The organism is Novosphingobium sp. SG751A (assembly GCF_013149295.1).
Lineage (GTDB): Bacteria > Pseudomonadota > Alphaproteobacteria > Sphingomonadales > Sphingomonadaceae > Novosphingobium.
This window is the reverse complement of record NZ_JABGCB010000041.1, coordinates 1-17892: the sequence shown is the minus strand read 5'-3', so window position 1 is coordinate 17892 and position 17892 is coordinate 1. Positions and strand designations below refer to the sequence as shown.

General features: G+C 63.3%; 16 protein-coding genes and 2 pseudogenes. 8 read left to right on the top strand and 10 right to left on the bottom strand.

Annotated features, from left to right (window positions below; translation table 11 throughout):
- Positions 1-150: 150 nt before the first annotated feature.
- Positions 151-393: pseudogene (locus FHW96_RS26415) on the top strand (transposase); the annotation flags it as partial.
- A 31-nt stretch (positions 394-424) separates the two neighbouring features.
- On the opposite strand, the pseudogene FHW96_RS26575 reads toward FHW96_RS26415, so the two are convergent.
- Together FHW96_RS26575 and FHW96_RS25210 are read right to left on the bottom strand one after the other, a co-directional pair.
- Positions 425-808 (bottom strand): annotated as a pseudogene (locus tag FHW96_RS26575) (N-acetyltransferase family protein); the annotation flags it as partial.
- A gap of 4 nt (positions 809-812) precedes the next feature.
- Complete coding sequence (locus FHW96_RS25210; protein WP_172343314.1) at positions 813-1208, bottom strand: rhodanese-like domain-containing protein; 396 nt, start codon at positions 1206-1208, stop codon at positions 813-815.
- 80 nt (positions 1209-1288) lie between these two features.
- On the opposite strand from FHW96_RS25210, the gene ftrA reads away from it, so the two are divergent.
- On the top strand, positions 1289-2248 hold the full coding sequence (ftrA, locus tag FHW96_RS25205) for a transcriptional regulator FtrA (RefSeq protein ID WP_216651076.1): 960 nt from the start codon (positions 1289-1291) through the stop codon (positions 2246-2248).
- A 180-nt stretch (positions 2249-2428) separates the two neighbouring features.
- On the opposite strand, the gene FHW96_RS25200 is transcribed toward ftrA, so the two are convergent.
- The gene (locus FHW96_RS25200) at positions 2429-3100 is read right to left on the bottom strand and encodes an NADPH-dependent F420 reductase (protein WP_256432910.1); all 672 of its coding nucleotides are present in this window, start codon (positions 3098-3100) and stop codon (positions 2429-2431) included.
- Positions 3101-3183: 83 nt separating this feature from the next.
- Positions 3184-3633 carry an Rrf2 family transcriptional regulator gene (locus FHW96_RS25195; RefSeq protein WP_172343311.1) on the bottom strand — a complete coding sequence of 150 codons (450 nt, stop codon included), beginning with the start codon at positions 3631-3633 and terminating at the stop codon, positions 3184-3186.
- A gap of 199 nt (positions 3634-3832) precedes the next feature.
- Here FHW96_RS25195 and FHW96_RS25190 point away from each other — a divergent pair, with 199 nt between their 5' ends.
- Positions 3833-4738, top strand: a complete 906-nt coding sequence (locus FHW96_RS25190) for a LysR family transcriptional regulator (protein WP_172343310.1) — start codon at positions 3833-3835, stop codon at positions 4736-4738.
- Between the two features lie 118 nt (positions 4739-4856).
- A complete protein-coding gene (locus FHW96_RS25185) occupies positions 4857-5723 on the top strand; it encodes a pirin family protein (RefSeq protein ID WP_216651075.1) in 867 nt (288 codons plus the stop codon).
- 65 nt (positions 5724-5788) lie between these two features.
- Here FHW96_RS25185 and FHW96_RS25180 read toward each other — a convergent pair whose 3' ends face one another.
- The gene (locus tag FHW96_RS25180) at positions 5789-6685 is read right to left on the bottom strand and encodes a LysR family transcriptional regulator (RefSeq protein ID WP_253951257.1); all 897 of its coding nucleotides are present in this window, start codon (positions 6683-6685) and stop codon (positions 5789-5791) included.
- A gap of 112 nt (positions 6686-6797) precedes the next feature.
- Here FHW96_RS25180 and FHW96_RS25175 point away from each other — a divergent pair, with 112 nt between their 5' ends.
- The 4 genes from FHW96_RS25175 to FHW96_RS25160 all read left to right on the top strand — a co-directional run bounded on the left by FHW96_RS25175 (position 6798) and on the right by FHW96_RS25160 (position 10053).
- Complete coding sequence (locus FHW96_RS25175; protein WP_172343309.1) at positions 6798-7439, top strand: DsbA family protein; 642 nt, start codon at positions 6798-6800, stop codon at positions 7437-7439.
- A 57-nt stretch (positions 7440-7496) separates the two neighbouring features.
- Positions 7497-8372 (top strand): MBL fold metallo-hydrolase, encoded by an 876-nt coding sequence (locus FHW96_RS25170; RefSeq protein WP_216651073.1) that lies wholly within the window; start codon positions 7497-7499, stop codon positions 8370-8372.
- A gap of 1 nt (position 8373) precedes the next feature.
- Positions 8374-8772, top strand: a complete 399-nt coding sequence (locus FHW96_RS25165; protein ID WP_172343307.1) for a nuclear transport factor 2 family protein — start codon at positions 8374-8376, stop codon at positions 8770-8772.
- Between the two features lie 393 nt (positions 8773-9165).
- A complete protein-coding gene (locus FHW96_RS25160; RefSeq protein WP_216651072.1) occupies positions 9166-10053 on the top strand; it encodes a GyrI-like domain-containing protein in 888 nt (295 codons plus the stop codon).
- 91 nt (positions 10054-10144) lie between these two features.
- On the opposite strand, the gene FHW96_RS25155 is transcribed toward FHW96_RS25160, so the two are convergent.
- The 5 genes from FHW96_RS25155 to FHW96_RS25135 all read right to left on the bottom strand — a co-directional run bounded on the left by FHW96_RS25155 (position 10145) and on the right by FHW96_RS25135 (position 17793).
- Positions 10145-10639, bottom strand: a complete 495-nt coding sequence (locus tag FHW96_RS25155) for a MarR family winged helix-turn-helix transcriptional regulator (RefSeq protein WP_216651071.1) — start codon at positions 10637-10639, stop codon at positions 10145-10147.
- A gap of 97 nt (positions 10640-10736) precedes the next feature.
- Entirely contained in the window at positions 10737-12035 is a 1299-nt protein-coding gene (locus tag FHW96_RS25150; protein ID WP_172343306.1) for an ankyrin repeat domain-containing protein, read from the bottom strand.
- Complete coding sequence (locus FHW96_RS25145) at positions 12028-13362, bottom strand: DUF1552 domain-containing protein (RefSeq protein ID WP_172343305.1); 1335 nt, start codon at positions 13360-13362, stop codon at positions 12028-12030. The genes FHW96_RS25150 and FHW96_RS25145 overlap by 8 nt, the downstream gene beginning before the upstream one ends.
- Entirely contained in the window at positions 13359-15908 is a 2550-nt protein-coding gene (locus FHW96_RS25140; RefSeq protein ID WP_253951256.1) for a DUF1592 domain-containing protein, read from the bottom strand. The genes FHW96_RS25145 and FHW96_RS25140 overlap by 4 nt, the downstream gene beginning before the upstream one ends.
- An 814-nt stretch (positions 15909-16722) precedes the next feature.
- Positions 16723-17793, bottom strand: a complete 1071-nt coding sequence (locus FHW96_RS25135; RefSeq protein WP_371815814.1) for a type II toxin-antitoxin system HipA family toxin — start codon at positions 17791-17793, stop codon at positions 16723-16725.
- Between the last annotated feature and the right edge of the window lie 99 nt (positions 17794-17892).

Here is a 17892-nt window from a genome sequence, read left to right as displayed (position 1 = left end):
TTGCCCAGACCGGCAGCGATCTTTCGCCCTGCAACCGCCATCATCTGGTGCTGGCCGAGCGCGTGCGCGACGGCATCCGCGAGGCGGGCGGCATTGAATAGCCCCTAGATTTCTGGTCGCCTTTGATCCTAATTTTGAGGAGAGGAGGCGATGATGGGGAAGCCCAATTTCAGTGATGAGTTCAAGCGCGATATGGTGTCCCAGATCACCTATCGCGGCTACCCGGTAGCCGAGGTTTCGCAGCGGCTCGAGGTCAGCGCGCATTCGCTGTATGCGTGGAAGCGGCAATTCTCGAAGGCGGTTCCTGGCGATGCTGGCAAGGATGCCGAGATCCGCCAGTTGAAGCGTGAGCTGGCCCGGGTAACCGAGGAGCGCGACATTCTAAAAAACGGTCGCGGGTTTGGCCCGCCTGTGCGCGGTAGAACCGGATGGCGGGTTCATTCCAGATCGGCGTCTGCCACTCTATCCTGTCCGCCCCCAATGCTCCGGCCGCAGATTTTGCTGCGGCCAGCAATTGTCGGCCAATGGAGCGTCCCCGATGTTCCTCATGGACGAACAGGGAATCCAGATGGGCCCAGCGATGCCCGCGCCACAGCGAGAAATCCAGCGTCATGGCCGCATAACCGACCAGCATCGCCTGATTGATGGCGACAAGGATCCCAATGTCCGGAGGTGACGCGCGCAGGATGGCGTCGAGGTCGCCTTGCGTGATGGTTGCTTCCCCGTGTTCAAACGCCGCATGGGCGGCAATCAAACCGAGCAGGCCGACGCAATCATCAGGGCCGGCCTCGCGAATGGCGAGCGACATGGGCCTATTCCCCGCTCGCCAGTTCAAAGCCTTCATCGACCCATCCGGTGATGCCTCCGGCCATGATCTTCACCGGCCGTCCAAGCTCTGCAAGACGCAGCGCTCCTCGAGCGGCGCCGTTGCAATGCGGGCCTGCGCAATAGGTGACAAAGATCGTATCAGGCGCCCATTGCGCCATCTTGGAAGCGATGATCTTGCCATGGGGCAGGTTGATCGCGCCGGGCACATGCCCATTCGCGAAAAGCGCGGGGGCACGCACATCGAGCAGCACGAAATCGGCGCCCTTGCTCAAGCCATCATGGACATCCCAGCAATCGGTCTCGAAACTGAACTCTGTGGCGAAATGGTCGCGGGCGGCATCACTGGGGGCGCAGGGGATGGCGGTTACGCTGGTAGACATGGTGTTTCTCCTTCGCCTGTAAAGTGGCGCAAAGGCTGCTGCGCTTGCAATTGGCGTGAATGACAATATGCGTAGATATTATGCCAAAACCGCAAAGCCCTCTTGTCGTTGCCTTGCTCTATGACGGGCTTTGCACTTTCGAATTCGGCATCGTGGCCGAGGTGTTCGGCCTGTTCCGGCCAGAGATGGGGCCAGACTGGTATCGCTTTGCCAGTGCCGCGATCGAAGCGGGGCCGCTGCGGGCGCATGGCGGGTTCTCCATTCTGCCCACTGGCGGTCTGGACCTGCTTGAACAGGCCGATATGGTGATTGTGCCGGGCTGGAAGGGTGCGGAGGCGCCTGTGCCTGAAGAACTTGTGGCACAATTGCGCAGGGTTCATGCGCGCGGCGGGCGGCTCGCCTCGATCTGCTCAGGCGCCTTTGTGCTGGCGGCCACGGGTTTGCTGGACGGCAAAAAGGCGACGACCCATTGGCGCTATGCCGAGATTTTGCGCCAGCATTACCCGGCCATCACGGTGGATGAAGCTTCGCTCTATCACGGCGAGGACAATATTTTCACCTCGGCGGGCAGCGCGGCGGGCATCGACCTGATGATCGAGATCGTTCGGCAGGACTATGGGCCGGACGCCGCCAATTCCGTGGCGCGGCGGATCGTTATGCCTGCCCATCGCAGCGGCGGACAGGCGCAGTTTCTCGAGCGCCCGGTACGAACGCGCCCCGACACTGAAATCTCCCCTTTGCTCGACCTGATGAGGCAAGACATTCACCGCCCCTGGACGATTGCCTTGATGGCCAGGCAGGCCGCCATGAGCCGCCGCACTTTTGAACGGCGCTTTATCGAGGCAACGGGGCAGGGGCCGGGCGAGTGGCTGGCAGCCGAGCGTGTGGAGGCCGCCAAAGACATCCTCATCCGCACCCAGCGTCCGATGGAAGAGATTGCCGCAGCCGTTGGCTTTGGCAGCGCCCACGCTCTGCGCCATCACTTCCGCGCCAGACTTTCGCTCAGCCCGAGTGAATATCGCAGGGAATTTGGACGATGAGTAATAGGCACGTTTGAGCAGTCGGCTTTTGAACTGCGGGCGATGGCTATAAAGGCGGCTATTCACCCGCTCCGACGACGACGCGTTCAGCGCCGCCCGGAGAAGACGAAGTTGTTGTCCAGACCGTGGAAGCAATGTGCCGAGGCCCGCCGCTCCGCTTGGATCGGCGGGAGCGGGTGTTCAGATGCGCACCAAATTGTGCATGGCGAGCGCGCCGAACGGCAGCGAAGCGAGCGGACCGCCGACATCCAGCGAGCCGAGATCGATCGGCAGGAAGCCGATTGTTTCCAGAATGCCACGAACCTGCGCCTTGGCGTCGGCATCGTCACCCGAGTAAAACAGCACGCGTTGGCCACCGGCGGCTTCCGGCTCGGGCAGGACGTTGACGTCGAGATGGTTGAACGCCTTCACCACGCGGGCGCCGGGAACCAGCTTCGCGACAAAGGCGCTTGAATGGGTGTCGCCCAGATCAACGGCCTTGATGCCATAGGCGGCAAGTGGATTGGTCGGGTCGCTGGCTTCGGGCGAGCCGGGTTCGAGGAAAAGAACCGGGTTGGTGCCGTCGATGACGATGCGGTTGTTCCACGCAGGCAGGCCGCCGAGCACGTCCTCCAGCGCCACCCAGGGCATCGCCAGCACGACGATGTCGGCGCTGGCTGCATCGGCCACCGTGCCTGCCGTCACCGTTTCACCCAGTTCTGCGACCAGCGCAGCGAGCGAGTCCGGCCCGCGCTTGTTAGCAAGGATGGTCGGAACGCCTTTCTTGGCGAGGGCCCGCGCGACGTTGGAACCGAGTGCGCCCGATCCGATGATACCGATAGTCATGTCATGTCTCCTGAAGAAATGGGGCATGCGAAAGGGAACGGCAGCGCCCCATGGGCTGGCCGTCACCGAATGCTGAAAGTGTAAAGCTTGTGCCGGTCTCTACCGGCAGATCAGCACCATTTGAGCGGGACCGAGAACTTGCCGAGGCGAGCGACGTCGGCGGCGATGTCGGCGATCGTCACCTCTGCCAGTTCCGCCTCCATGGCGGTACGGGCGCGGTCGAGCACCGGTTGCAATGCTTCCTGAATGTTCCCGCCCACCGCGCAGCCGACCAGCGGGGGCATGCGGTGCAACGTGAACAGCGCGGTATCCTCAACCGCGGCATAGACATCGAGCAGGCGGATCCGGGATGCAGGCTTCGCCAGCAAGGTTCCGCCGCCCGCGCCCAGTTGCGAGATTGTCAGTCCCGCTTGATGCAACCGGGACAACAGCCCCCGGATGACGACCGCACTGGTGTTGGCCGATGCCGCCAGATCCTCGGATCGCAGCGGCGCGCCGTCGCCCACTGCCATGGCGGCAAGCGCGTGAACGGCAACGACGAAGCGGGAACTGGTTGGCACGCGACCGATCCTTCCGATGGTGTGTAACATTCATAATGACAGTTTGTCGGGCAAGAGAACGGTGATTCCGGCTCCGGCTTTGCGGACATCGAAGCGCCGCCGCTCCCTGCCGAAACCCGGATCGCATGCTTGCATCAGCCGGGGTAGCCTTTATTATCCGATTGCAACCATCGATATTCCCGATGGTAGGAGTGCGCTGATGATCGACGCCATTTCGCTGGGCCAGTTGCGCGCATTTATCGCGGTGGTGAACGAAGGCAGCTTTTCCTCGGCGGCACGCGCGCTGCGGCGCACCCAGTCTGCAGTCAGCGAATCGATCGCCAATCTTGAAGCGCAATTGGCGGTGACGCTGTTTGATCGCACCGGCCGCTACCCCCGGTTGACGCCGGAAGGCGCGGTGCTGATTGCGGACGCGCGGGCGGTGACGACCGCGCTCGACGAAATGCGGGCCCGCGCCAAGGGCATGGCGGGCGGACTGGAACCCGAACTGACCGCAGTGATCGACGTTTTCGTGCCCATCAATGTCGTGGCGGATGTGGCCGAGCAGTTCGGCGCCGAATTTCCTTCCACGCCGCTGCGCCTCTATGTGGAGGCATTAGGCTCTGCTGTGCAGCCGGTGCTCGAAGGTAGAGCGGGCTTTGCCCTCGTGGGTTCGTTGCCGGTGCTGCCCCCCGATGTCACCGCCGAACGCATCGCCAACGTCAAGCTGCTGATGGTTGCGGCGGCAACCCATCCGCTTGCCGCGCATCGCGGCGTTATCCCTCCTGAAGAACTGGCCCGGCACACCCAACTCGTCCTCACCGACCGATCCAGCCTGTCCGAAGGCCAGCAATTCGGGGTGATGGCGCCATCGACATGGCGCTTGGCTGATCTTGCGGCCAAGCATGCGTTTCTGCTGCGCGGTCTCGGTTGGGGCGGGATGCCGTATCATACCGTGAAGCAGGATCTGGACGAAGGACGGCTGGTCGAACTCTCGATCCAGAATGTACCGCCCGGTGGGGCCTCGCTGCCGATGTCGGCCATCTATCGCGCGTCGGACCCGCCGGGACCGGCGGGACGTTGGATGATTGAGCGCCTGAAGCATTGCGCTCAGAACGTGGAATAACGCAGCCTCCATAGGCTTTACCGATAGCTGCGATCAAATATCAGTGACTTCCGCGATGGCCGATGGTCCGGCATTTCTTTTGCATTGCTCCCAAACGGGCCATGAAAGGAATGCAGCCATGAACGCACCCGCCACGATCTCCCCGCAACGCCGCGTCCGTTACAAGACGTCTGGTCAGGGCCATCGCCCGATCATCCGCTTGATGAGCCCCGGTGATCTGGGGCAGGTGCTGAAGCCGTTCGTGTTCCTCGACCTGTTCTCGCCCGATGCCGCATCGATCGGCGACATGCCGATTCACCCCCATTCGGGCATCGCCACCGTCACCGTGCTGACCGAAGGCGACCTGCATTTCGACGATCCGATCTCGGGTTCGGGTTCCATCGGTTACGGCGGCGTTGAATGGATGCGTGCCGGCGGCGGTGTGTGGCACGGCAAGGAAATGTCGAAGGGCAGCTCGCCGCGGATCAAGGGCTTTCAGCTATGGCTGGCGCTGCCGCCCGAACTGGAAAACGCGGCGGTCGACAGCCAGTATATCGAGGCAAAGGACATGCCCGTAGTCGGCCCGGCAACGGTGATCCTTGGCGCGCTGGACGGCGCCGTCAGCCCGGTGCGGGCGCCCAATGGAATCAACTATCTGCTGGTCACACTGGCGCCCGGCGAGCGCTGGACCTACACGCCCCCGGCCGATCACGACGTGGCGTGGCTGGCGATCAGCCATGGCGCACTGGTGGGCGATGTGGCAGTCCATACCGGCGAACTGGCGCTGCTTGAGGGCGGTGGGGCGATTCCCTTGCAGGCTTCGGCAGAGGGTGCCCGCTTCGTGGTGGCATCGGCGGTCGGACATCCGCACGATCTGGTGACTGGCTATTATTCGGTCCACACCAACAAGGCCGCACTCATCCAGGGTGAGGCACGCATTGCCGCGCTGCGCGAGCGGCTGCCGACGCAACGCAGTTCGGGCCCGACGCCGGTGTTCCGGGGCTGAGAGATCAGGGCATCCGCATTTCCCCGGTGCGGATGCCCGTCTCGTTTTGTCCTTCAGGCGCTTCTCTAGATTGCCGCAGTTCGCGATGCGGCGACCAGCATGTCGACAAAGGCCGTCACTCTGCGGGGGCGGAAGCGGGCGGCCGGATAGACGGCATGGATACCACCGGAGGGCAGATGCCATTCGGGCAGGACATGATGCAGTTGTCCCGACGCCAAAGCATCCGCGACGAGATAGTCGGGCAGCACGGAAAGCCCGCCACCGCCCAGCACCGCGGCCAGCACACCGGGCGTGGTGTCAATGGCAATGCGTGCGGGCAGGCGCACCGTCTGCCGCGCACTGTCGCCTTGCGAAAAGGTCCATGCCAGCGGGTCGCGCAGCGCCAGATTTGCGATGAAGGGCAGGGCTGCCAGATCCTGCGGCCCTTGCACCGCCGCGATCCGATCAGATAGGGCTGGGCCAGCCACCAGCAATTGCTGAAACGTACCGATCCGGCGGGCCAGCAGGCTGGAATCGGGTAGCCACCCGACGCGGATCGCCATGTCGATCCGGCCATCCGCCAGATCCTGTGTCGCGTCCCCAAGCGTCAATTCCACCTGACATGCCGGATAGCGGGCAGTAAAAGCCGACACCACCGGCACGACGACAGCCGTGCCGTAATCGTTCGGCGCCGTGATCCGCAGCACCCCGGTCGGCTCGGCCACGGTCTGCGCGAGTTCGTCCACCGCCTCTTCGGCCTCGTGCAGGATCCGCAAGCAGCGGGCGTGCAACATCCTGCCCGCATCGGTGGGCTGCACCCGCCGCGTGGTTCGGACGAGCAGGCTGGCCTGAAGGTCCTGCTCCAGTTGGGCAACCTGCTGGCTGACAACCGCCTTGGTGATGCCCAGCCGCTCGGCAGCGCGGGTGAACGAGCCGGTGTCAACCACGGCGGCGAAATAGGAAAGGCGATTGAGGTTCATCATAGACACCAACGGGGAGACTCCATTGTATGCCTATAGCATATAGTTTGTATAGGTTGTCGGTCTTCTTCGACCAGTCGCCTCGTGGCATATACTGGCACCAAGGAGACACGGCATGGCCCAAATTTCGCACGCCACCTATTTGTTCGATCCGCTTTGCGGCTGGTGCTACGGCGCGGCACCCGTGCTCGAACGGCTAGCCGGTGATGCCGATCTTGCCGTCGAATATCTCCCGACTGGTCTATTTGCGGGCAGGGGCGCGAGGGCCATGGACGCCGCCTGCGCCCAATTCGCGTGGAGCAATGACGAACCGATCGCGCGCATGACGGGCCAACCGTTCAGCGCCGCCTATCGCGATCAGGTGCTGGGCACGCCCGGACGCTTCGATTCAGGGCCCGCAACGCTGGCGCTCACCGCCGTCGCGCTGACGGACGCCCATCGCCAGGCAGAGGCCCTGCGCGCAATCCAGACCGCGCGATTTGTGCAGGGGCGTGATATTACCGATCTCGCGGTCCTCGCCGAAACGCTGCGGGGTCTCGGCCTCATCGATGCCGCCGATCGGCTGAAGCTGCCCGACGACGTTCTGCTCGCCGACTGTCATGCCCGTATCGAACGGGGGCAGGGGGCAATGCGCCGCTTCGGCGCCAATGGCGTACCCGCCATGATCGCCGGTAGCGGGGAGGTGCGTCGGCTGGTGCCGGGCAGCGCGCTGCTGGGCGATGCAGACGCGCTTGCTGCGCTGCTCAAGGCGGCCTGATACCATCCCTTTCCTTATGTTCCCGGAAGATTTGCCATGTTCACGAGGAGAAACGCCATGAAGACTGTTGCCGCCACCGGCGCACTCGCCGCCGCTACCGCTGCTGGTTTCGCCAAGGCCGCCGGGCCTCTGACGTGGCAATGCTTTCCCGCCGGTGAGAACGGTTTTTATCGCGCGCCGGTACTGATCAGCGGCGGCGCCGAAGCCGTGCTGATCGACGGCGGCTTCACCTATCCGGACGGACTTAAGGTCGTCGAGGCGATCCGCGCCTCCGGCAGGACGCTGACGACCATCTATGTCAGCCAGTCCGACCCCGATTACTATTTCAGCCTCAAGCCGATCACTGCGGCCTTCCCGAAGGCGCGGGTCATCGCCGCCTCCGCCACTGTGGCGGCGATCCGTGCCAGCGTTGAGAAGAAGCTCGCTGTTTGGGGGCCGCAGCTCAAGGAAAACGGGCCGCAGTCGCTTGCCGATATTGTGTACCCTGAAAGCTTCGACGGTCCCACGCTTCAGGTTGACGGCGAGGTGATCGAGATCCTCGCCGCCGATGGTCTTGCCAACCGCCGGACTCTTTACGTCCCGGCATTGAACGCTATGGTTGGCGGCGTGCTGGTCTTTTCGGGCGTTCATGTCTGGACGGCGGACACGCCAACCCCGGCGCAGCGGGCAGAATGGCGCGCGAACCTCGAAAAACTCGCCGCGCGCAAGCCCGCCATCGTCGTGCCCGGCCATATGGCCGCAACGGCGGCAACGGACAGTTCCGCCATTGCCTTCACTCTCGCCTATCTCACCGCGTTCGATGAAGAACTGCCGCGCGCCGCAAATGCTGCAGCGCTCAAATCGGCGATGGAAGCGCGTTTTCCCGGGTTGGGCATGGGTGTTGCGATCGACATCGGTTCCAAGGTCGCCACCGGCGAAATGAAGTGGGGCTGATATGCGCAGCAATCTGGACGTGATCCGCGCAACCTATGAAGGCGCATCGGAGGAGAATGGTCGGGCGCTGATGGCTGCGCTGGCGCCCGACGCACAATGGGCCGAAGCGGCGGGCTTTCCCTATGCAGGCACTTATGTGGGGCCCGAGGCGATCGCCGCCGGGGTGTTCCAGCGTCTGGGCAGCGAATGGATTGGCTATCGCGCGCAGGTGCATACCTATCTGGCGGATGGCGACCGCGTCGCGGCGTTCGGCGTCTATTCAGGCACCTATAAGGCGACCGGCAAGGCGATGCGCGCCAGCTTCGCGCATCTTTATCGCCTGAAGGACGGCAAGATCGTCACAATGGAGCAGGTTGTCGACAGCGCGATGGTATGGTCTGCTATGGCGCATGAGGCATAAGGCCGCATTTTGCGGTCCCCTTGGCTTGAACGGGTTTGCCTCGCCGCAGCGGTGTAAGGGTCATCTTTGGGCTTGCCAAAGCTAGCTTTCGACTATCGGGAACACCGTTGCCCGCGTGCCGGGTGGCCCATTAGCTCAACGTGCGCTTCTGCCGCCGGCTATCGTTCAAATATTCCGTGAAGAGTGGCAGATAATCCCATTTTGCGTCATTCTGGCGCGGAGACCGTGTTGAACATACGACCGATTCCGAGACCTCGATCTGGCACCGTGAATCGCCGCTGTTGGGGCGACCATCGCCAAGGCATCCGTAGTAATGATATTTCCGCAAGAACTGTCGAGCGGGGAGGGTGCGGGCGTGGCTAAGTGGCTGGGCCAACAGTAAGGAAGTTTCCGATGCCCGCTGCCGACACAACCGAAGCCCGCTATCTGCTGCGTATGCAGCGGGTGGTTGACCATATCCATCGTCATCTCGACGGCGATCTGGGGCTTGATGTGCTGAGCGGGGTTGCTGCCTTTTCGCCCTACCATTTTCATCGGCAGTTTAGCGCCATGTTCGGCATGTCGCTCCACCGCTATGTACAAATGGTGCGGATGAAACGGGCCGCTTCGCGACTGGCGTATCGCGCGGACACCGTAACCGACATCGCCTTTGACGCGGGTTACGAGGCGCCCGATAGTTTTGCCCGTGCCTTTCGCCAACGCATGGGGCAGGCGCCTTTGGCCTTTCGGGAACAACCGGACTGGGCGGCATGGGAGGCGGCAATGGCGCCGCTGTCCCGGGCAAGGAGCCAAGTCATGACCCAGCAATTCTCCAGCGAAGATGTAACCCTGCGCGAGGTGGCCGACACCAATGTCGCTTTCATGAGCCACCATGGCGATCCCCGGCGCCTGGGCGAAACGATCCGGCGCTTTATCGCATGGCGAAAGGGAAATGGAGTGCGCGCCGCCGATCACGCCACCTTCACCATCTTTCATACCGACCCCGAGGTAAGCGGCCCGGACGCCTATCATCTCGATCTGGCCACTGAAATCCGCCGCCCACTGACCGCTGCCGATGCAGGCGTCGAAGCGGGTACGATCCCGGCCGGGCGTTGCGCTGTGCTGCGCGTGTTCGGAAACAGCGACGATCTGCGTCCGGCGGCCCAATTTCTCTATGGTAATTGGCTTCCCGCCAGCGGCGAGGAACTGCGCGACTTCCCGCTCTATGCCCAGCGCGTCCGCTTCTTCCCCGACGTTCCCGAGCATGAAGCAATTACCGATCTGTTCCTGCCGCTGCGGTAGAGCCCCGGGCCTGCGGACAGTTGGCCGCAGGCCGTTTTGAACAGTTGGCACTGGATTGCCGAATGTCGCCTTTGGCGGCGTTCGGCCTCGTTCAGTTCCCTTGGCCTTCCAGAAGCTTTTTCAGCAAACAGGAGAGTTGCTCCCGTTCATCCTTTGCCAGATGCGCGACGATGGCTTGCTGGTTGTCAACATGGGCGGCCACTGCCCGGTCGATCAGCGTTAGCTCTTCTTGCGTCAGCGCGACCAGCGTGCCCCGTTTGTCGGCGAGATTGGGCTGGCGCGTCACCAGTCCTGCCTTTTCAAGCCGGTCGATCCGGTTGGTCATGCTGCCCGAAGAGATCATCGCGGCTTCATAAAGGTTGGTGGGCGTCAGGGCATGGGGCACACCGCTGCGCCGCAGGGTGGCCAGCACATCGAATTCACCCGGTTGCAGGCCGAATTGCGCGAAGACCGGATTCAACCGGTCGCGCGTGATGATCAACGCCGCCTCGCCCAGACGGCCCAGCAGCGCCATTGCGCCCGTATCGAGATCGGGCCTTTCGCCGGCCCATTGATCGGCGGCCTGTTGAGCACGGTCCATTTTCATCACCTGCCTTGATGTCAAGATAAATAGCTCTACATAGAGATATATCGAAGGCGCATCGCCCTCGCCCGAAGGGTGAGGCGCAGCAGGCTTCCCCGCCTTATGTTGCCGGAGAAGCCTGCCCCGCCTGCGCCTGAGGAAAGGCGGCAAAGAAGGCGTTGCGCACTTCGGTCTGCGCACCGGCCGCGATTTTGGCGGGCGTGGCGCCGCGTGCATTGGCCAGATCAGGCCGCGCCCCGGCCCGCGCCATCGCCATGAACATCGCGGCCAAGTCTGCCGCAGGCCTGCTGCCCGCCAGCACGTGCAGCGCGCTGTTTCCTTTGGCATCGGTCATATCGGGCCGGGGCAGGGCCGTCAGCGCGGCATCCAGCGCGGCTAGCGTCCGGCTGCGCGCCGCCGCGATCAACAGGTTTTCGCCATCCTGCGCCACGAAATCCGGTTTGGCCCCTGCCGCAATCAGCGCTTTCATCGCCTCGGCCTGACCTGCTTCGGCGGCCATGAGCAGCGGCACTTTGGGCGGCACCGGCGGCGGCGCCACACCGAAATTGGCCTCGGTCACCCACGTGATGCGCGAGGGGCCGGAAAGCCCCTCCACCGCCGCGCCCCGCGCGATCAGCAGGCGGATCAGGCCCACATCGCCCCCGGCGGCGGCGCGATGCAGCAATTGCCACCCTTCGCGGTCGCGCTCGTTCAGATCGACGCCCCCGCGTTCGATCAACAGGCGCAACACATCCCAGCGCCCCTGATAGGCGGCCAGTTGCGCCGCGCTGGTGTTTTCCGGCCCGCGCATCGCCGGATCGGCCCCCACCGTCAGCAGCAAGAATACCGCCGCAGTTGACCCCGATTTCACCGCGAAAAGCAGTGGCGTGAACCCGCCGGCGGATGCCGCCCGCACCGAAGCGCCCGCCCGCAACAGCGCCGCAACGGCCTCCACCCGGCCGGATGATGCAGCCCACATCAAAGGCGTTTGCCCCCGCGCATCGCGCAGATCGACCCCGTCATGGGCCATCCGCTCCACCACCGAGGCAGGCGAGAAACGGGCGCACAGATGCAGGGGTGTAGCACCATCGCTGCGTGCGCGTCGCGGATCGGCTCTGGCATCCAGCAATGCCCCTATAATGCCCGCATCGCCCATTTCGCAGGCCAGCCACAGCGCGCCCACGCCATCCTGATCCACGGCATTGACCTGCGCCCCGGCCCGGATCAGCGTGCGGACCGCCGCGCGATCCTGGTGCGACACGGCCAGCATCAGCGGCGTTTCGCCATAGGCCAGAGGGCGATTGGTCTGTGCCAGAGAGGCCGTCACTCCGCGCTCGTCACCCAGCCGTATCGCGTCGGCCAATTCCTGCGCCTGAACCGGCGCGGCCAGCAGCGCGGCCAGCAGCCAAACCTTACGCAAGGGAAAGCTCCTTGAACGTGCCGGTGCTGTCGCCGAATTTTTCGACAGGCATGCCTACCGCCTGCAACCCGGTCAGCAGCAGGTTCGACATGGTGGTGCCCTTTTCCACCCGCGCATGGCCGACATGGCGCACCAACCCGCCCGCCACCACGATGGGCAGGTCCATGAAATCATGATCGTTGGAATCGCCAAAGGCCGATCCGCGCAGCACGAAACTGGTGTCGAGCAGGCTGGCCTCGCCATCGCGGGCGCTATCCAGCTTTTCCAGCAGATAGGCAAAATAGGTCATGTGATAGTGGTTGATCTGCGCCAGTTTCACCTTCTTCTCCGCCATCTGTCCGTGATGGCTGAGCATATGGTGCGAATCGGGCACGCCGATTTCAGGATAGGTGCGGTTGCTGATCTCGCGCCCGGCCATAAAGGTGGCGACGCGGGTTATGTCGGCCTGCATGGCCAGCACCTGAAGATCCAGCATCAAGCGCACATGTTCATCAAAACTGTCGGGAATGCCCGCCGGGCGTTCGATCCCGGCCTGCGCCATCGGGGCGGTGGCCGCGCGCTGGATGCGGCGCTCGATGTCGCGCGTGGCGGTCAGATATTCGTCCAGCTTGCGCCGGTCCTCCATGCCCAATTGCCGGTTCAGCCTTGCTGCGTCTCCGCGCACGAAATCGAGCAGGCTGGCCTGACGGCGCAGCCTTGCGGCCTGCGCAGGGGCATCCACCGCATCGCCATCGCCAAACATCCGCTCGAAAATTTCAGCCGGATTGGCCGCCACCGGGAGCGGCACCGTCGGGTTCATCCACGAAAGACCATTGGTGTAGGCGCAGCTGTAGCCGATGTCGCAACTGCCCAACAGGCTGGGCTGGTCGATCCCGGCTTCTATTGAGGGCAGCGCCGTGGCATCGCCCAGATGGCGGGCATAGGCCTGATCCATTGAAATGGCGCAGCGGATGTCGGTTCCCTCGGTTTGTCGGACATGGGTGCCGGTCAGGAAAGCCGGACAGGAGCGCCCGTGGCCCGCCGAAAGATCGCCCATCGCGGCGGCTTGCGGATGACCAAGGCCGGTGATCACGCTCATTCGGGTTTTGAATTTTTCCAATGGGCCAAGGGTGGGTGTCAGCGCATAATCCATCCCCGTTGCGGTGGGGCGGAACTGGTCCATCATCATGCCGTTGGGCGTATAGAACACGAACAACCGGCGTGGTCGGGCCATGCGGTCGGCGGCCTTGGCCGATGGCGCCATCGCCTCCAGAAAGGGCAGGGCCATGGCGGCGCCTGCTCCGCGCAGCAAGGTGCGGCGGGAAAGGATGGGGCGCGGGATCATCATGGGCGAAGGCTCCCCCCGGTTGGGTTCAAGGTGGTGGTGTTCAAGGTCATCTGTGCGGCCCCGGCCGGCACTTTGCGCAGGCGGAAGGCGTCGGACAGAACAATGCCGCGAATGACGGTGCGGATCCGGAAATTGTCGGCTTCGGCCATGCGGGCGATGGCGCGGATCTGGGGCCGGTCGCCCGCAATGATCCCGCGCCCCAGCGCATAGGTCATCAGTTTTTCGGTGAAGGCCTGCGTAAACTGATCCTTGCGTGCAAGCAGGATGTTGCGAAGCCCCGGCAGGCCCGCAAACCGCGTGCCGTCAGGCAGGGTGGCGCCGGCGTCGATCACTTGCCCCGCCTCCATCGTGCGGCGGGCGCCGATCGCATCATAATTTTCCATGGCAAAACCGATCGGGTCCATCCGTACGTGGCAGGCGGCGCAGGCCGGATCGGCGCGGTGCAGTTCCAGTTGCTCGCGCGCGGAAAGCAATTTGCCGTCATGCGTGGTCTTCAACGCGGGCACATCGGGCGGCGGCGGAGGAGGCGGCGAGGAAAGCAGGTTTTCCAGCACCCATTTGCCACGCTTCACCACGCTGGTGTGATTGCCATAAGAGGTGACGGTCAGGATGCTGGCCTGTCCCAGCAATCCGCCCCGGCCCCAGCGCGGATCGAGCGCCACCTTGCGCATGGCGGTGCCGCGCACGCCGGGAATGCCGTAATGTTCGGCCAGGCGCTGGTTGAGGAAAGTGTAATCGCTGGAAAGGAAGTCGAGCAGGCTGCCGTTGGTTTTGACCAGATGGGCAAAGAACAGTTCGGTTTCCGCCGCCATCGCGCCGCGCAGCCGCGTGTCGAATTGGGGGAAGACATCGGTATCGGGGCGCTGCTGATCCAGATTGCGCAGATAGAGCCACTGGCCAGCAAAGTGCTGCGTCAACGCCTTGGCGCGCGGATCATCCAGCATCCGCATCGCTTGCGCGGCCAGAACGTCCGGCCGGTGCAACTGATGCGTTTCGGCCAAGCGCAGCAGCGTTTCATCGGGCAGACTGCTCCACAGGAACAGCGAGAGGCGCGTGGCCAGATCGCGGTCCGCCAAGGGATGAACGGTGCCGGGTGCGTTCCCCGCCGGATCGCTCTCGGCCTGAAACAGGAAATGGGGCGAGACCAGCAGCGCCGCCACGCCTGCCTCTATCCCGCGCTCAAACTGGCCGCTCGCGGCGCGTTCATCACTATAGGCATGCAGCAGAGGCGAAAGATCATCTGGGGTGATCGCGCGGCGATAGGCACGCCGGGCCAGCCTCCCCAGAATTTGCCTTGCGCAGCCATCTTCCTGCGCCGCATCAGCCGGGTGGCACACAAAGATGCGGCGGCGGCTTGGCGTGTCCTGCGCCCCGATGACGGCGGTGGGGCCCGCCACATCGATTTCCATCACATCGCGCGGGAAATTCTGCTGCGCATAACGGTCCGACAGCCGATAGGAGGGCACCATCAGCGTGGCTGCCCGCCGCCCGTCCACCAGGACATCCAGCGGCAGCATCACAGGCTTGTTCACCGGCAACGGCACTTCGTCCAGATTGTTGCGCAGGAACTGGACGGTTTGATCGGGCGCCACATCGCGGCGGAATGCCATGCCGATCCGGTGCGCCCCTGCGCCCAGCCGCACCCGCGCGCTCACCCGGTCCTGGGGCAGGCGGTCGCTTTCATTGTTGGTATTGGCGTTGAGCCAGCCCACCACATCATAATCGCCCGCCGCCCGCGCATAGAAATCCATGATCCCGCCCCCGCGCGAGGCAGGCGGCAGGTCCTCGCTCATCCTTTCGTTATAGGCCGGGCGGCCCGAATTCATGATCGAGCCGTCCTTGGGCACGATATAGCTGGCGACTGAGGCGCGGGGCCGATCAATCCCGGTGGCCAATCGCGCCACTTTCGTGCCCACCGTCACATAGCGTTCGACCAGTGTTGGCGAGACCGAAAGCACATCGGCGATATTGTCGAAACCATAGCCCGAATTGTCCTGCGGCAACTCGCGCGAGACATCGACATTGAGCGCCAGCAGATCGCGCACGGCGGCCGCATATTCCACCCTGTTCAATCGCCGAAGCGTGGCCCGGCCCGGATCGGGATGGGCCGCGGCAAAGGCATCGCGCCCGGCCGCCACCCAGCGCACAAAGGCGGCGCGCATTTCGAGCGATGGCTGGCGCTTGGTATGGGGCGGCATTTCATCCTGCGACACCTTGCGCAGGATCGCTTCCCAGATGTCCGTGCGTTGGCCCTGCGGTATGTCATCCCCGCGCAGGTCATCGAAAGAGAGCGATCCGGCCTCGTCAATGTCATTATGACACGAGGCGCAGTAATCCTCGACCATCGACAGCGCGGCCTTGTCGTTGAAGGCCGGCGCCAGATGGGGCGGCGCCGAAGGGGTTTGCGCCGAATGCAGGGCGCCTGTGGCCGACAGCGCCAACAGGCTGGCCATCAGGCCCGCCCGTCCGAAATGGTTTGCCCCGATGCGGCGCATGATATGCAGATCCCGATGGTTGGTATGGCGCGTCCCTGTGCGGCGCGGCATCGGGCTAATCGCTTGCAGCGTTGCCGTCTATTGCCGTTATTGCCATAAGCCGTACGCAAAAATAGAGCGCTCCTTGCGGCCGCGCGCGGCCATGCCCAGACAGGGCGCCATGACCAAGAGCGTTACCCTGACGAGCAAAATCCGGTTCTGGCCTGTAGCGATGGCCTCCATGGTCGAGTTGACCGCATTGACCTGACAGCAGCGGGGCTGCTTGCCACTGCCGTCGACCCGCTCGACGTCGATACGCGAAGGCTACCCTAGCAAAGAGCGTCAATCATGGCAGGTGAGAAGGTGATTTTTTAGCCATAAGTCCGATTCCATCGGCGTTTGGCGCATGTAAAATCATGGCAGAATAGGCGTCCAGCCCAGTCGGGCGAGGTCTGGCCCTGACTAGCCAATTTTCTGAGGTTTCTGCCGTAAAACATTGCGCTAAAGCCGAATCATGAGGACTCGACTGGCTGGGGTGGGAGGATTCGAACCTCCGCATGGCGGTACCAAAATTTGCCATGCGTTCGAAACACGCCGTTCCAGCTTAGTCGAGAGCCGCAGAAATCTGCGGATTTCTGTATGTTACGTCCATCGCGTGCCGAGGCCAAGAAAAATCATGGCAGAAATCATGGCAGATTTTAGAAAGACTCCCTTTGCTTGCTTTAGCCGATGGGGATCGTAACGGGTCACGTGCAGCAACGTGTTGAGTCCCTGTCGAAGCGCACTTCGCCAATTAGCTCCAACTGTTGATGCTTGGCGGCGCAGTCACGACAGGCTTTCGAGGGCGATGCGCGGTGCTTGAACTATCCTTGATGGTTGTGTTGGCCTAATAAAAGTCGCGCCGAACATGCTCTAGTCGCTGGCCGATTTCTGCCAAGGACTGCTTCACCCCTGCTTCGCGGGCGTGGATGTGCCACCCCGAGACGGCGCTTTCAACTTCCTCGATCATGTGTGCCACACGGCGAGGCTTCAAGCCATGGATTTTAGCGACCCGCTCAACATGGGCGCGCGTGGGTTTGCGCCCTTCGCCAGCAATGGCAAGGTAATGCTCGCCTCCAGGACCGGCAGAAAAGGTCAGATCATAGGCGGGAGCAAGCCGCCAGGTCCCATCTGCTGCCATCAGGTAGGCGTGTTGGCGCGTGTGGTCATCGCGGTTGCAAGCCAGAATGTTAAACACCATGCGGCGAAAGACTTCTTCAACGTCGCGCACATCGCGGGTGATGGCGATGGTGGCGCGCAGAAATCCATCATAGTCAAGGCTGGGCATGTGGGGGGCGGCTTCGACTGCGCCAGCAAGGCTCAGCATGTGGAGGCGATGGCCCGGAGCGGGGCGGTCAAAACGGCGTGTGGCGAAATACTGCTGCCCGCCGCTTGCGGGCAACAAGCGGCTCTCTGCCATAGTAATGCCTGCCTCTCGCGCCATGTTGGCATAGGCTTGCTCTACCGGGCCTATGTCAACGGGGTCGACAAGCGCGGGGAATTTGACGATCCAGCTTTCAAAACCAGCACCAATCTCGCCATCATCAATGCTGATCTGGCCATCGGGGGCAAAGCCGACATGGATCTTGGGCCTCGCGCCCCCAGAGGCACCGCCGAGCAATGCCAGCGTGTCGCCAAGGCTGGCCTCTTCGCCTAGCAGGATTGAACGCGATTGGGCCGCCAGAGCCGCAAGATCAAGCGCTTCCACATCAGCAGGCGGCGTGGTTGCCGGAGAGAACACCAGCGCCCCCCGGCCATGCTCCCCCACCAGCGCGAGACGGTCCACCGGATTGAGGCTATCCCAGCGCGTGCCCAGCCGTTCCACGCGACGCTTCATCAGCAAGGCGCCCCAGCCATCGGGCAAACTGTCAGCCAGAAATCCATGTAGGCCTTCAAAGGCGCGCCCGCGCGCTTCGATCAGACGTAAGCGTCCGGTTCACCCCTTCTTGGTATGGGCTCGATGGATTTTAGCTTCGAGCTCGGAGGCACCTTTTAGCCAAGTGCTAAAATATACCGG

Coding starts and splice junctions, on each gene's coding strand:
- FHW96_RS25210 (WP_172343314.1), bottom strand. CDS start 1,208: ATGTCTACCAGCGTAACCGCCATCCCCTGCGCCCCCAGTGATGCCGCC.
- ftrA (WP_216651076.1), top strand. CDS start 1,289: ATGCCAAAACCGCAAAGCCCTCTTGTCGTTGCCTTGCTCTATGACGGG.
- FHW96_RS25200 (WP_256432910.1), bottom strand. CDS start 3,100: ATGCCCCATTTCTTCAGGAGACATGACATGACTATCGGTATCATCGGA.
- FHW96_RS25190 (WP_172343310.1), top strand. CDS start 3,833: ATGATCGACGCCATTTCGCTGGGCCAGTTGCGCGCATTTATCGCGGTG.
- FHW96_RS25185 (WP_216651075.1), top strand. CDS start 4,857: ATGAACGCACCCGCCACGATCTCCCCGCAACGCCGCGTCCGTTACAAG.
- FHW96_RS25180 (WP_253951257.1), bottom strand. CDS start 6,685: ATGATGAACCTCAATCGCCTTTCCTATTTCGCCGCCGTGGTTGACACC.
- FHW96_RS25175 (WP_172343309.1), top strand. CDS start 6,798: ATGGCCCAAATTTCGCACGCCACCTATTTGTTCGATCCGCTTTGCGGC.
- FHW96_RS25170 (WP_216651073.1), top strand. CDS start 7,497: ATGAAGACTGTTGCCGCCACCGGCGCACTCGCCGCCGCTACCGCTGCT.
- FHW96_RS25165 (WP_172343307.1), top strand. CDS start 8,374: ATGCGCAGCAATCTGGACGTGATCCGCGCAACCTATGAAGGCGCATCG.
- FHW96_RS25160 (WP_216651072.1), top strand. CDS start 9,166: ATGCCCGCTGCCGACACAACCGAAGCCCGCTATCTGCTGCGTATGCAG.
- FHW96_RS25155 (WP_216651071.1), bottom strand. CDS start 10,639: ATGAAAATGGACCGTGCTCAACAGGCCGCCGATCAATGGGCCGGCGAA.
- FHW96_RS25145 (WP_172343305.1), bottom strand. CDS start 13,362: ATGATGATCCCGCGCCCCATCCTTTCCCGCCGCACCTTGCTGCGCGGA.
- FHW96_RS25140 (WP_253951256.1), bottom strand. CDS start 15,908: ATGCCGCGCCGCACAGGGACGCGCCATACCAACCATCGGGATCTGCAT.